13 protein-coding genes and 1 other annotated feature are annotated in these 13,521 nt (G+C 57.0%); of the genes, 7 read left to right on the forward strand and 6 right to left on the reverse strand.

All coding sequences use genetic code 11. The annotated features are described in order from the left end of the window. Positions 1–61 precede the first annotated feature (61 nt). The 7 genes from dxs to C6Y32_RS04145 all read left to right on the forward strand — a co-directional run bounded on the left by dxs (position 62) and on the right by C6Y32_RS04145 (position 8,504). Positions 62–1,894 carry a 1-deoxy-D-xylulose-5-phosphate synthase gene (dxs, locus tag C6Y32_RS04115; protein WP_243562518.1) on the forward strand — a complete coding sequence of 611 codons (1,833 nt, stop codon included), beginning with the start codon at positions 62–64 and terminating at the stop codon, positions 1,892–1,894. 11 nt (positions 1,895–1,905) lie between these two features. Next, the gene (locus C6Y32_RS04120; protein ID WP_105203952.1) at positions 1,906–2,712 is read left to right on the forward strand and encodes a TlyA family RNA methyltransferase; all 807 of its coding nucleotides are present in this window, start codon (positions 1,906–1,908) and stop codon (positions 2,710–2,712) included. Between the two features lie 41 nt (positions 2,713–2,753). After that, positions 2,754–3,614, forward strand: coding sequence for an NAD(+)/NADH kinase (locus C6Y32_RS04125; RefSeq protein ID WP_105203953.1), 861 nt, complete (start codon positions 2,754–2,756; stop codon positions 3,612–3,614). Continuing rightward, complete coding sequence (locus tag C6Y32_RS04130) at positions 3,615–4,073, forward strand: arginine repressor (RefSeq protein ID WP_105203955.1); 459 nt, start codon at positions 3,615–3,617, stop codon at positions 4,071–4,073. Positions 4,074–4,130: 57 nt separating this feature from the next. Continuing rightward, positions 4,131–5,804 carry a DNA repair protein RecN gene (gene recN / locus C6Y32_RS04135; protein ID WP_105203957.1) on the forward strand — a complete coding sequence of 558 codons (1,674 nt, stop codon included), beginning with the start codon at positions 4,131–4,133 and terminating at the stop codon, positions 5,802–5,804. A 77-nt stretch (positions 5,805–5,881) separates the two neighbouring features. Next, positions 5,882–6,148 (forward strand) — a binding site (T-box leader). Positions 6,149–6,237: 89 nt separating this feature from the next. Continuing rightward, positions 6,238–7,461 (forward strand): tyrosine--tRNA ligase, encoded by a 1,224-nt coding sequence (gene tyrS / locus C6Y32_RS04140; protein ID WP_105203959.1) that lies wholly within the window; start codon positions 6,238–6,240, stop codon positions 7,459–7,461. 209 nt (positions 7,462–7,670) lie between these two features. Next, positions 7,671–8,504: an alpha/beta fold hydrolase gene (locus C6Y32_RS04145; protein ID WP_105203961.1), complete on the forward strand. Its 834-nt coding sequence runs from the start codon at positions 7,671–7,673 to the stop codon at positions 8,502–8,504. Positions 8,505–8,609: 105 nt separating this feature from the next. Here C6Y32_RS04145 and C6Y32_RS04150 read toward each other — a convergent pair whose 3' ends face one another. The 6 genes from C6Y32_RS04150 to dapA all read right to left on the reverse strand — a co-directional run bounded on the left by C6Y32_RS04150 (position 8,610) and on the right by dapA (position 13,485). After that, on the reverse strand, positions 8,610–9,353 hold the full coding sequence (locus tag C6Y32_RS04150) for an ABC transporter permease (protein ID WP_105203963.1): 744 nt from the start codon (positions 9,351–9,353) through the stop codon (positions 8,610–8,612). After that, positions 9,350–9,919 (reverse strand): ABC transporter ATP-binding protein, encoded by a 570-nt coding sequence (locus tag C6Y32_RS04155; protein ID WP_306418965.1) that lies wholly within the window; start codon positions 9,917–9,919, stop codon positions 9,350–9,352. The genes C6Y32_RS04150 and C6Y32_RS04155 overlap by 4 nt, the downstream gene beginning before the upstream one ends. A gap of 408 nt (positions 9,920–10,327) precedes the next feature. Then, on the reverse strand, positions 10,328–11,071 hold the full coding sequence (locus tag C6Y32_RS04160) for a MerR family transcriptional regulator (RefSeq protein WP_105203965.1): 744 nt from the start codon (positions 11,069–11,071) through the stop codon (positions 10,328–10,330). A 221-nt stretch (positions 11,072–11,292) separates the two neighbouring features. Further along, entirely contained in the window at positions 11,293–11,745 is a 453-nt protein-coding gene (locus C6Y32_RS04165) for an ACT domain-containing protein (RefSeq protein WP_105203967.1), read from the reverse strand. 27 nt (positions 11,746–11,772) lie between these two features. Then, entirely contained in the window at positions 11,773–12,522 is a 750-nt protein-coding gene (gene dapB, locus C6Y32_RS04170) for a 4-hydroxy-tetrahydrodipicolinate reductase (protein WP_105203969.1), read from the reverse strand. A gap of 75 nt (positions 12,523–12,597) precedes the next feature. After that, positions 12,598–13,485 carry a 4-hydroxy-tetrahydrodipicolinate synthase gene (dapA, locus tag C6Y32_RS04175; protein ID WP_105203971.1) on the reverse strand — a complete coding sequence of 296 codons (888 nt, stop codon included), beginning with the start codon at positions 13,483–13,485 and terminating at the stop codon, positions 12,598–12,600. Positions 13,486–13,521: the final 36 nt, after the last annotated feature.

Below are 13,521 nucleotides of genomic sequence, written 5' to 3' on the forward strand. Positions count from 1 at the left end.
GTTGCGGTTTTGCCCCAAGAGGATCTTGCCGCCGGTGACTATATAAAACAAGGTGACGCTTTTGTCTAGATTAGAGAAGATCGGCAGTCCGGCCGACGTAAAAAAACTCAATACTGCCGAGCTCTACGCTCTGGCCGGTGAGATACGCCAAAAGCTTATTCAGGTGGTGTCGCAAAACGGTGGGCACCTGGCCTCGAATCTGGGAGCGGTGGAGCTTACGCTGGCGCTGCACAAGACCTTTACCACCCCCAAAGATGCCATCGTCTGGGATGTTGGGCACCAGTGCTACACCCACAAGATGCTCACCGGCCGGCTGTCGCGCATCGACACCATTCGCACCGAAGGCGGACTGTCGGGTTTTCCCAAGCCGTATGAGAGCGAACACGACGCCTTTGTGGCCGGCCACGCCAGCACCTCCATCTCGGCGGCGCTGGGCCTGTCGGAGGCCAAGCGCCTGCAGGGCGACGAGGGCTATGTGGTGGCGGTCATCGGCGATGGGGCACTGACCGGCGGTATGGCCTATGAGGCGCTCAACAATTCTGGCAAGACGCCGGGAAACCTCATCGTGATCTTAAACGACAACGAGATGTCTATCTCCAAGAGCGTGGGTTCGGTGGCCAACTACCTGTCGGACATCCGCACCAAGCCGGCCTATTACCGATTTAAAGACCGGCTCTCGAACACGCTGGAGCACACGCCGGTAGTGGGCAAGCAGGTAAAGGAAGTGCTGCAGAATTCCAAGTCGCGGCTGAAGACCATGATCTATCACACCACCTTTTTTGAGGACTGGGGCTTTGACTATCTGGGGCCCATCGATGGCCACGACATCGATAAGCTGTGCGCCGCGATGGAGCGGGCCAAGCGGCTGGCGCGGCCGGTGGTCATCCATGTGGCTACCCAGAAGGGAAAAGGCTACAGCAAGGCCGAGGAGAACCCCGGAGCCTACCACGGTGTGCCCAGCTTTGACCTGGAAAAAGGAAACCCCGATATTTCCCTGGAAAACTCGTTTTCCTCGGCTTTTGGCAAGAGTTTGGTAAAACTGGCGCTAAAGGATAGTCGCATCTGCGCGATCACCGCCGCCATGAAATACGCCACTGGCTTACAGTTTTTTAAGCACAAGTACCCCAACCGGTTTTACGATGTGGGCATTGCCGAACAACACGCAGTGACTTTTGCCTCGGGGCTGGCCACCGGCGGGCTATTGCCGGTATTTGCGGTGTACTCTACCTTTTTGCAGCGCAGCTTTGACCAGATCCTGCACGACACGGCGCTACAGGGGGCACACGTGGTGTTCGCCATCGACCGGGCGGGCTTAGTGGGACAGGACGGAGAGACCCATCAGGGCATCTACGATGTGTCGCTGCTCACTCAGGTGCCGGGGATGCAGATCTTTTCGCCGGTCAACTACCGTGAGCTCTCGCAGTGTTTGCGGCACTGTATCTACGAGATCGAGGGGCCCTGTGCGCTGCGCTACCCCCGCGGCAAGGAGGATGAGTCGCTGCCGGTGAGCGATACCGATCTGAAAAAGGGCTATCAGCTGCAAAAATGCGGCAGCGATCGGCTGGTCGTCACCTACGGGCGTGTTTTTTCGCAGGTGCTGGCAGCTACGGCCGAGCAGCCGGCTGATATTTTGCGGCTGTGCCGCATTTGGCCGGTAAGTGACGAGATGCTGGACATGATGCAGCAGTATGACCACCTGTATTTGGTGGAAGAAGGCATTCGCGCCGGCGGTGTTGCCGCAGCCATAGCGGCGGCGCTGATGGAGCGCGGCTACCGCGGCGAGGTGCGCATCCGCGCGATCGATAACGGCATCGTGCCCCAGGCGGCGGTGGAGCGAAACTTTTGCCAGCTGGGACTGGATGCCGCGAGCCTAACAGACTTTTTGCGGCAATAGGGGGGAAGAGCATGCAGAAGACCAGATTGGATGTATATCTGGCTCAGAACAATTTGGCCGAGTCGCGGCAGCGTGCCCAGGCCTACATCATGACCGGCACCGTATATATAAACGGACAGAAAGCCGACAAGGCCGGTGACGTGGTAAAGGAAGGCGACCGGGTAGAGGTGCGCGGGACTGCGCTGCCCTACGTGAGCCGGGGCGGCTTAAAGCTCGAAAAGGCTATGGCCTGCTTTGCTATCGACCTGCAAGACAGCGTGTGCATGGATGTGGGGGCCTCTACCGGCGGCTTTACCGACTGTATGCTGCAAAACGGCGCGCGAAAGGTCTATGCCATCGACGTGGGGTACGGACAGCTGGCCTGGAAGTTGCGCACCGACGAGCGAGTGGTGAATCTGGAGCGGCAGAATATCCGCCACCTGACCCACGAGCAGGTGACCGAGCCGGTAGACCTGGCCAGTATCGATGTGTCGTTTATCTCGCTGACGCTGGTGTTGCCGGTGGTCCGCGACTTCTTGGCCCCGGCAGGACAGATCGTCTGCTTGATCAAGCCCCAATTCGAGGCGGGGCGGGAAAAGGTGGGCAAAAAAGGAGTGGTGCGGGAGCAGAGCACCCACCGGGAAGTGATCGAGAAAGTGGTCGCCTTTGCGCAGACGCACGGTTTTTGTGTAAAGGGACTAACCTTTTCACCGGTAAAGGGGCCGGAGGGCAACATCGAGTACCTCTTGTGGCTGCAGCGCACCGAGGGAGAGGTGTCACCGTTTGATCTGGGTGCCCCGGCGCAGGTGGTGGAGCAGTCGCACCAGGTGCTGGCCTGATTTGTTCACTGACTCTTTTTGTACATACGGAGCGATTTGCTATGAAGATGTCTACCTTTTTTGTGGTGCCCAACCTGGAAAAAACCGGCACTGCCGAGTGTACGCCAGACGCCTGTGCGGTGCTGCTACAGCACGGCAGTACCCTGTACATGGCTAAAGCCATGCAGGAGGTGCTGCCCATTGCCGGGGTAAAGTATGTCGCGGCGGAGACGGCGCTGGCAAAATGTGATGCCATCATCTGTATCGGCGGAGACGGTACGGTGGTGCACCAGGCCAAACACGCGCTGCAGCACGACAAACCGCTCATCGGTATCAATACCGGCCGGCTGGGCTACTTAGCGCAGATAGAGCCCGATGAGCTGGATATGCTCGAAAAGCTGTGCACCGGCGAGTTCTCGATCCAAAAGCGGCTGGTACTGGACGTTTGCATCTGCAGCCAGTACGGCAAAAAGCACTATATCGCCGTAAACGACGCAGTGGTCTCCAACGGCACGGTGTCGAAGATCCTGGACCTGGACGTGTATACAGGTGAGGAGCTGGTGACCAGCTATCGGGCCGACGGCATCATCGTCTCGACCCCCACCGGCTCGACTGCCTATGCGCTGTCGGCGGGCGGCCCCATCATCGACCCGACCATCCGCACACTGCAGCTCACCCCCATCTCGCCCCACTCGCTGTTTTCGCGGCCCATCCTGTTTTCGCAAAACGACGCGCTGACCATACGGCCCATCAGCCGGGGCGGTGACATGTACGTGACCATCGACGGTGAGCGCTCGGTCCAGTTGCAGAACGCCGATGCGGTGGTGGTGAAGGCGGCCAAGAAAAAACTGCAGTTCATCATGCTCTCGGACCGGGAATTTTTTAAGGTACTCAAGACAAAATTTATAGGGAGGTGGCGGTAAATGAAAGCCAAACGCCATGCAAAAATACTGGAACTGATCGGACAGTACGCCGTCAACACCCAGGAAGAGCTGCTGGGCCTTTTGCAAAAAGAGGGTTTTGAGGTGACACAGGCCACGATATCCCGCGATATCAAGGAACTGCGCCTGGTCAAATCGATGTCGTCGGACGGGACCTACCGCTACTCGGTCCCACACCGGGGCACCGACAGCAAGGCCACCGACTTCAATTACTCGGTGATCATCTCGGAGGCCCTGCGAGAGGTAGATTACGCCATGAATATGGTGTGTGTGACCTGTTATAAGGGATTGGCCCAGGCCGCCTGCGCCGCCTTTGACGAGATGCACTGGAACGGTTTTGTGGGCTCGCTGGCGGGAGAGGATACCTTTTTTATCCTCATGCGCAACGAGCAGTGTGCCAAAGACCTGTGCCAGGAATTAAAGAAATATATCAGTCGATAGATAAGACAAGAGATCAAAAAGTGGACCTGCCGCCACACCACCGATGGGGGGATTTAGATGCTGCGGGAACTCTACATCGAAAATATAGCAGTGATCGAGCGGGCCAGCTTACAGCTGATCGCCGGTCTCAACGTGTTGACCGGCGAGACCGGCGCCGGCAAGTCGATGCTGATCGGAGCGGTCAACGCTATCCTGGGCAACCGCACCTCTAAGGATATCATTCGCCGCGGTGCCGACCGCGCGCTCATCAGTGCCGTATTCGAGGACATTTCGCCGGCGGCGATAGCCAAGGTGCAACAGTTGGGCTACCTGTGCGAGGACGGGCAGTTGCTCATTACCCGGGAAATACTCAAGGACGGCCGCAATATCTGCAAGATCGGCGGTCGACCGGCCAACGTGACCATTTTAAAAGAGCTGGGGGAGACGCTGATCACCGTACACGGCCAGCACGACAGCCAGCAGCTCTTAGATGAGAGCCGCCACGTAGAGGTGCTGGACAGGTACGGCCAGCTAGAGGATCTGCTGGGGCAGTACTACCTGCAGTTTGACAAGGTGCGGCAGCTGAAAAAACAGGTGCGGGAGCTAGAACAGGCACAGGCCGACCGGGACCGACAGATAGATATCCTCTCGTACCAGATCAGCGAGATCGAGACCGCCCAGCTGCAGCCGGAGGAGGACAGCACGCTGGAGGGGCAGCGGGACCGAGCGCGGTATGCCGGACTCATCGCACAGAACTTGCGCACGGCGCTGGGCAGCTTGCAGGGAGAGGATGCCCCGGGCGCCCTGGAGCTGCTGGACGGTGCTGTTTTGGCCCTGCAGAACATTCGCGACTACCTGCCGGAACTGGGGGCGGTGTGTGATAAGCTGCAGTCGCTGCGGTATGAGATTGAGGAGTACGCCGGGGATATTTCGGCCCAGCAGCTGGATGACGAGGAATATTTGGACATCGACTTTATCGAGTCGCGGCTGGATACCATTTACCGCCTGAAGAAAAAGTACGGCCAGAGCATTGAGGAAATACTGGCCTATGGCGACAGCTGTCGGCAAAAGCTGGCGCAGATAGAGGGTGGCAGCGAGCAGCTGGAGGCGCTGCGCGACAGGATGAAGACCGAGCTGCACAGCTGCAAGGAGCTGGCGCTGCAGCTGATGGCCAAGCGCAAAAAAGTGGGCCAGCGGTTGGCCCAGGCCGTATGCCGGGAGCTGGCCTTTTTGAATATGCCCGGCGTGCGCTTTGTGGTGCAGGTAGAACCCACCGACAAGCTGCACCCTAGAGGTATGGACGAGGTGCGTTTTTTGATCTCGGCCAACGTGGGGGAGGAGCCCAAGTCGATCTCGAAGATCGCCTCGGGAGGTGAGCTCTCGCGCATTATGTTGGCGATCAAGAGCATACTGGCCGATAAAGACGGTATCGACACGCTGATCTTCGACGAGATCGATACCGGGGTGAGCGGCAGTGCCGCCCAGCGCATTGGCCAAAAGCTGGGCGAAGTGGCCGCCAGCCACCAGATCATCTGTGTCACTCACTCTGCCCAGGTGGCGGCATACGGCGCCAGTCACCTGCTCATTCAAAAGACGACCGACGGCAGCCAGACCTTTACCGATGTGCGGGCACTGGGCAGCGACGAGCGCATCACCGAGCTGGCGCGCATCGTATCGGGCGATCACATCACCCCACTGGCGCTGGAAAACGCCCGTGAGATACTGGCTTTTGCCCACGGCGGCGCCCGCTAAAAGAGATAAATGTTTATAAAATTGGGGGCGGGCCTTGACTTTCTGGTCTCGGCTGGGTATAGTAAAGACATATCGTGCAAAAGGCGTAGACGGGGAAGAGTACCTCCGATGTAGCTTCAGAGAGCCTCTGGTCGGTGAGAAGGGGCAGCGTTTATCGGCGGGAATACACCTCACGAGCAGCCTCCCTCAACAGGGCTTGTGTTTTAGCGGGCCATTAGTAGGGGAGGACGGGCAGCACCCGTTACAGTGCAGGGCTTTGTTAGAAGCCTGTGAGGCTGTGTGCCGCAAGGCGACAGTGACCGATGAGGTGGTACCGCGCAAAGAGCTGACTTTGTGCCCTCTGTAGACCATATGGTCTGCGGGGGGCATTTTCTTTTCACCTGTTTGCCCCTTACCTTGCACGCAATTACAATTTATCAAAGGAGAATGTACTGTGGGAATTTTTAACGAACTGCAGGCCCGTGGCCTGATCGCCCAGTCGACCAATATGGAAAAGGTCGAAGAACTGCTCAATGGCGGCGGTGTCACCTTCTATACCGGGTTTGACGCCACGGCCGACAGCCTGCATGTCGGGCATTTCTTGCAGCTTACCATTATGAAGCGCCTGCAGGAGGCCGGGCACCGGCCCATTGCGCTGCTGGGCGGCGGCACGACCCTGGTGGGCGACCCCACCGGCAAGACCGATATGCGCAAAATGCTGACCAAAGAGGATATTGGCCACAATGTAGAGTGCTTTAAGCGCCAGATGTCGAAGTTCGTCGACTTCTCGGACGGCAAGGCGCTGATGCTCAACAATGCCGACTGGCTGTGCGAGCTCAACTACCTGGATTTTCTGCGGGATGTAGGGGTGTACTTCTCGGTCAACAAGATGCTGACAGCCGAGTGCTTTAAGTCCCGTATGGAGAAAGGCCTGTCGTTCATCGAGTTCAACTACATGATCATGCAGAGCTACGACTTTTTGCACATGTACGATGCAGTGGGCTGCACCATGGAGCTGGGCGGCGACGACCAGTGGTCGAATATCCTGGGCGGCGTAGATCTGATCCGCCGGGTAAAAGGAGAGGAGGCCTATGGCCTGACCTTTACCCTGCTCACCACCAAAGAGGGCAAAAAGATGGGCAAGACCGAGAGCGGCGCAGTGTGGCTGGACCCGGAAAAGACCTCTCCTTACGAATTTTTCCAGTACTGGCGCAACATCGATGACGGCGACGTTATCAATTGCATGAAGATGCTGACCTTTATGCCGCTGGAGGAGATCGCCGAGTACGAGCACCTGAAAGACCAGGAGATCAACCGCGCCAAGGAGAAACTGGCCTTTGAGCTGACCAAACTGGTGCACAGTGAGGAGGAGGCCCAGAAGGCGCTGGAGGCCTCGCAGGCGCTGTTTTCGGCGGGCAGTGTATCGCAGAACATGCCCACCACCCAGTTGCCGGCCGACCTGATGAGCGACGAGGGGATCGGCATCGTCGACCTGATGCTGGCGGCAGGGCTCTCTCCTTCGCGCGGGGAGGCCCGACGGCTGGTCGATCAGGGCGGAGTTTCGGTAAACGATGAGAAGGTGACCTCGGTCAAGCACATGGTGGCCAGAGAGGATTTTGCCGACGGATTCATCGTCATCAAAAAGGGTAAAAAAACCTTCCATAAGATCACGCTGTAAAATAGTATCTTTCATAGAGTCTGGCCTGGGCAGTAATGCCTTGGCCAGACTTTTTTGCACCTTTGAACCACCGTTTTGCGCTGTGTTTCGGAGGTTGACCGCGCTTTGGGCAAAATGCGTTTACACTGACGGTGTTTTTTGATACACTAGAAGTATAGATATCTGTATCGACACCTGTGTTTTGAAAAACGCCAAAGGAGTAATCGATCATGACAGCCACCGTTTGGGATACGCCAGTATATTACGAGGAGCTGGGCAAAGGCACCCCGGTCGTTGCCCTGCACGGCTGGACCGGCAGCCACCTGCACATGCGAGAGAGCATTGAGCCGGTGTTCAATCTGCTCTCTCACCACCGCCGCATCTACCCCGACTTGCCCGGTATGGGCGACACGCCCCGCTGCGAGCGCATTAAAAATACCGACGACATGCTCGATTTTGTCATCGCTTTCATCGACCAGGTGATCGGCAGCGACACGCCGTTTTTTGTGATCGGCCACTCGTATGGCGGCTATCTGGTGCGCGGGCTCATCAGCAAGCTGCGCGACAGAGTGCTGGGCGGCGTGCTCATCTGCCCGGTGAGCAACCCGGTACACGAAAACCGTTTGCTGCCCAAGTTTACTACCGGTTTTACCAACTATCAGTTTTTAGAGTCTATTCCCCAGCAGCACCGCGAGGGATTTACCAAGACGATGGTCATTCAAAACCAGTACACCTTTAACCGCTACCTGGATGAGATCGTCCCTGCTGAGGAGGCCTATGACGCCGATTACCTGGCCGATATTCTGCACCGCGGCTATGGCTATGCCGTGACCCCGGAAGAACGTTTTGGTTTTTGTGATACCCCCACGCTGTTTTTGCTCGGTAAACAGGACAATGTGGTCGGATTTGCCGAGACGCTGAGCCTGCTCTCTTATTACCGCAAACACTCGGTGCTGCTGCTGGAAAATGCCGGCCACAACCTGGATATCGAACACCCCAATATTTTTTGCGAGATGGTGAAGTCGTGGCTGTGGGAGCTGGAAGTGCCCCAACAAAACGGCTAAAACGATACCGGCGAGATCAAATACCACTCATCTGGTATTAAAAAGGGACCGCCCCTCTATATAGAGGGGCGGTCCCTTTTTTGCTGCAATATGATAAGAGCGCGGTCACTCCCACCTAAATAGACGGATAGCCAGCACAGCGCAGGCGACGATGAACACCAACATGACCAGAATAGATATCCACACCTCTTTTACCGGCAGACCCAGCGGGGCCGCCTTGAGCAGCTTGATGCCCTGTGTGAGCGGCAGAAGATCGGCGATCTTTTGAGCAGCGGCAGGCAGCACCTCGTAGGGGAGCGTTGCCCCGGAAAAGGGCAGCATAGGAAAGTAGAGGATACTGGTGAAGATCCCGGCGCTTTTGCTGTTAGCGGCCACGCCGCCCACCAGCACGCCGATACAGAACATTGTAGCCATGACCAGCAGATAGCTGAGTAAAAACAGCGGAATAGAGCCATGCAGTTGGAGACCCAGGACAAGCACCGCCACTGCCCAGAGCGTAAACAGCGAGCCCAGCGCATACAGGGCATAGATGACGACCTGGACCAGCAGGATCAGTGCCGGACTGACCGGTGTGACCCGAAAGCGGCGCAGGATGCCACGGCTGCGGTAATCGGATACTACCAGCGGCAACCCCATTACTCCGCCGGCACAAATAGAGATGGTGGCGAGTGCCGGAAAAGACTGCTCGACAAAGGTATAAGGCGCACCGGCAAAGGCAGGGCAAGTCCCGTAGAGCATGACGATGACGGCCAGCACCACCAGCGGCAGACAGATAGAAAAGATGAACATATCCATTTCTCGCAGAGAGAGTTTGAGCTCTACTTTGAGCATCGTGCGAAAAGCTCTCATCGATCTTCCTCCGTATACCACAGGTAGGCGTCCTCGAACGCGGTGTATGGACTGTCGGCTACCGCCTGGCCGACGGTGCCGGAAAATACTGTTTTGCCATGCTTTAAAATACAGATGTGGTCGCACAACGCCTCCACTTCATCCATGAAGTGCGAGGTGAGCAGGATGGTCACCCCCGACGCTTTTAGCGAGGAGAGGATGGCCCAGACCTCTCGCCGGGCCCGCGGATCGAGACCGGTGGTGAGTTCATCTAAAAACACCACCTGTGGGTTTGGCAGCAACGCGAGCGTAATAAACAGCTTTTGCCGTTGTCCGCCTGACAGCTCCTTTACCGGGCGGCCAGCTTTATCAGCCAGGCCAAACTGAGCCAGCAATTGCCGGTAATCATGGGGGCGGTGGTACAGCGCAGCACTTACCTGGCAGAGCTCTTCGGCGGTTATCTTTTCCTGAAAAGAAGTCTCTTGCAGCTGAACACCGACTTGCTTAAACAGCTGTTTGCGCGCGATCTGGGGGTCTTGGCCCAATATCTGTACGGCGCCGCTACTGGGCCGTTGCAGCCCCAGCATACAGGCTATCGCGGTGCTCTTACCGGCCCCATTGGCACCCCGGTACCGCGTTCTACCGACAGATCTAACCCTTTCAGGGCGAGCAGCGGCCCGTAGGACTTGGTAAGCTGGCTTGTTTGAATAACTGGTGACATGGTCTCTACCTCCTTTTTTCGATAAAAAAAGAATACCACCAGCTAAAAGACTGGTGGTAAAGTGGAGCGTTATATATTTGGGACAGGTAGAACGGGAAAATCACCATTACTTTGGCTGCAGATCATAAAACCGACATCTGGTGTTGACCACATTTTTGCCTGGCAGGTATGGGGGCTTAAAAATTGCTGTAGACCTTAAACGCGTGCGGGACACAGCCTGATTAAAGGCGACGCGATACCAGATCGTAAGACAGTGCTTTACCGCCCCTGGCGGCTACGAAAATCTACGGCGCATCTCATACAGCAGCTGCAGCGATGTCTGGGCATTGATCTCAGCTTGGCTTAGCGAGTCGAGCAGATGGTCACAGGCCGAGACGATATCACCTTGAGCCGGCAGATCGAGGGCTGCCGGCACATCGGTCTGCGGATCGACGGAGAGCTGCTGCAGCAGCTGTAGGATGGCCTCGAGCGAGTAGTTGGCCCCGCGCAGAGCGCGGATAACTCTTAGCGTGCGCAGATCTTCACTGGTGTACACACGATAGCCATTTTGGCGGCGCTTTACGGTGAGCAACCCGTTCATCTCCCAGTTGCGCAAGGCATCCATCGAGATATGCAGCTGCTGCGAGACCTGACGGCGGCCGAGCAGCACCGGGTAGGAGGATGGTGAGTCGCCGTGCAAAAGTGCGGTGACGATAGAGGCCGCTTCTTGTGCGCGCACAAATTCCTGTCGCACCATCTGCAGGTAGCACCGACACTGCTCGATGGCGGCATCATACTTGCCGGTGGCGGCGGTTTTGACCATCTGTACCATCTGTTGGCGCAGCCCATTTTGCAGCACCTCTACCTGAAAGGCGGTGCGGGCCAAGCGAAACTGGGCTATGTGGCGGTCGGTAAATACCCGATAGCGATTTTTTTGCCGCGGCGCCGGCGGTATCAACCCCAGTTTTTCGTAGAGCCGTACGGTGTTGGGGTGTACGCCGATGATCTTGGCCACCTGGGCCGTAGTATATGTTTTCATAGGAGATACACCTCTCTGCTCTTATACTATCCACTACCACGATCATAGCACAGGCACAGAGTTTGGTGTTATAGTGGAGTGTTTGGCCGTAGATCGTCATCTTTTTCCAGGCGGAGCTATGGCCGATAAAGTGACATAAAAAAGGCGTCGCCCACAGGGGGAGACACCTTCAATTTATATTGGGGGCAAACTTGGTGAAATGGAAGCGGAAAGGGGAGCCGCTAGCCCTCTAATGCGGATTTTACCGTGTCGGCGTGTACCGATTGCACCAGCAGCGAGATATCGGTCTCGGAGGTGGTGATCATCTGGATATCGACCCCGCTCTGGCGCACAGCGGTGATGACGGCAGCTGCCACGCCGGGCTGGCTCTTCATCTCTTCGCCGGCGGCGATGACCTTGGCATACCCGTCGGAAATGCCGAACTTGACCTGGGGAAACCGGCCCCGCAGCGAGCCCAACAGCTGCATGAGCTGGGGATAGTACTGATTTGAGGTGGTCAGCGCCAGACTGTAGCTGGCGCTCTGGTCGGGGATGAGAGAGATCATATCTACATTGACCGCGCTCTCTGCCATCTGGCCAAAGACCACCTGTACAAAATCTGAACCGCTCTGCACATCGCTGAAAGTCAAGACCATCTGGTCCTCGATCACCGATACACTGGAAACGCCGAGCATAACAAGTCCCTCCTTATCTGGTTACCGTCAAATCATGTCTGCCATATCGTAAAGGCCTGGGCCTTTACCCTGCATAAAGCGTGCCGCCTGCACAGCTCCCACGGCAAAGACCTCTTTAGAGGCGGCGCTGTGGGAGAGTGTGATCACCTCGTCGCGGCCGGCAAATAGGATCTCGTGCTCGCCCACGATGGTGCCACCGCGGACCGCATGCAGACCGAGCTCCCGCTTATCGCGCTTTTTCCGCACGCTGTGGCGGTCGTACACATACTCGTACTGGCCGCCGGCGGCGGTGTTGATCGCGTCGGCGAGCATGAGGGCCGTGCCGCTGGGGGCATCGACTTTTTGGTTGTGATGCTTTTCGATGATCTCGATATCGTACTGGCCACCCAGCACCTCCACCGCCTTTTGGGCCAGTGCCCGCAGCAGATTGATACCCAATGACATGTTGGCGCTGTAAAACAGCGGCACAGTCTCGGCGGCGGTATGGATCGCCGCGATCTGCTCGGCCGAGAGACCGGTGGTACAGATGACGGCCGGTACTTTGTTTTGTACACAGTAGCGCAGCAGCTCATCAAATACGGACGGATGCGAAAAATCGATGATCACATCACAGGTATCTTTAAAATCGGTGATCGTGGGGTAGACCGGAAAATCGGCACTGCCATCACTGAACTTATCGATACCGGCGATGATCTGACAGTCGTCCCGCTGGGCCACGCATTGGCTGACCACCCGGCCCATTTTACCCATAGCGCCAAAGAGCAGTATATTGGTCATAGAGATTATTTCACCAACCTTTTTATCTGTGGCTCCTCCTCGGCGCGGTATATGTAGGGGAGGGGCCGTATATTTTTACATCAGGTCGTACTGTCTGAGCACAGCAGCCAGCTTTTGCTGCCCGGCGTCGTCCATGGGGCAAAGAGGCAACCGACAGCCGCCCACCTCTTTGCCCATCAGATTGAGCGCATCTTTTACCGGGATGGGGTTTACGTCCATAAACAGGGCGTTTGCCAGCGCCAGGTAGTGCAGTTGCAGCTGGGCGCTCTTCTGGGTATCGCCGGCCAAAAAGGCGGCACATATCTCGTGGGTCTGCTTGGGCAGCACATTGGAGAGCACCGAGATGACCCCTTTACCGCCCAGCGCCATGATGGGTACGATCTGATCGTCGTTGCCCGAATACACATCCAGTTTATCGCCGCAGGCGGCAAAGATCTTGGCAATGGCCGAGATGTCGCCGCTGGCCTCTTTTGTGGCCACGATATTGGGGTGCTCGGATAACTTGAGATAGGTATCGAGCGCGATATTGGTACCGGTACGGCTGGGGACATTATACAGGATGACCGGCAGATCAGTTGCGTCGGCGATGGCGACAAAGTGCTGGTAGAGGCCCCGCTGAGAGGCCTTGTTGTAATAGGGCGTTACCTGCAGCAGCGCATCAGCACCCAGAGCGGCGGCTTCTTTAGACAGATTCACGGCGTAAGCGGTGTCGTTAGAGCCGGCACCCGCTACTACCGGCACCCGGCCGGCCACTGTGTCGACGGTGAATTTGATGACGTCGACGTGCTCTTTATCGGTCATGGTGGCCGACTCGCCGGTGGTACCGCAGGTGATGATGCTGTCGGTGCCGGAGGCGATCTGCCACTCGATAAGCTCTTTCAGCTTGGGGTAGTTGATGGAACCATCGGGCAAGAACGGAGTGACGAGCGCCACACCGGCGCCGGTAAATACGGTCTTTTTCATAAAAAACCTCCCATATCCACAAGAGGGGAGCAGCAG

Origin of the sequence: Neobittarella massiliensis (ex Bilen et al. 2018), assembly GCF_900289145.1 — a bacterium.
In the GTDB taxonomy this organism is placed as follows: domain Bacteria; phylum Bacillota; class Clostridia; order Oscillospirales; family Ruminococcaceae; genus Neobittarella; species Neobittarella massiliensis.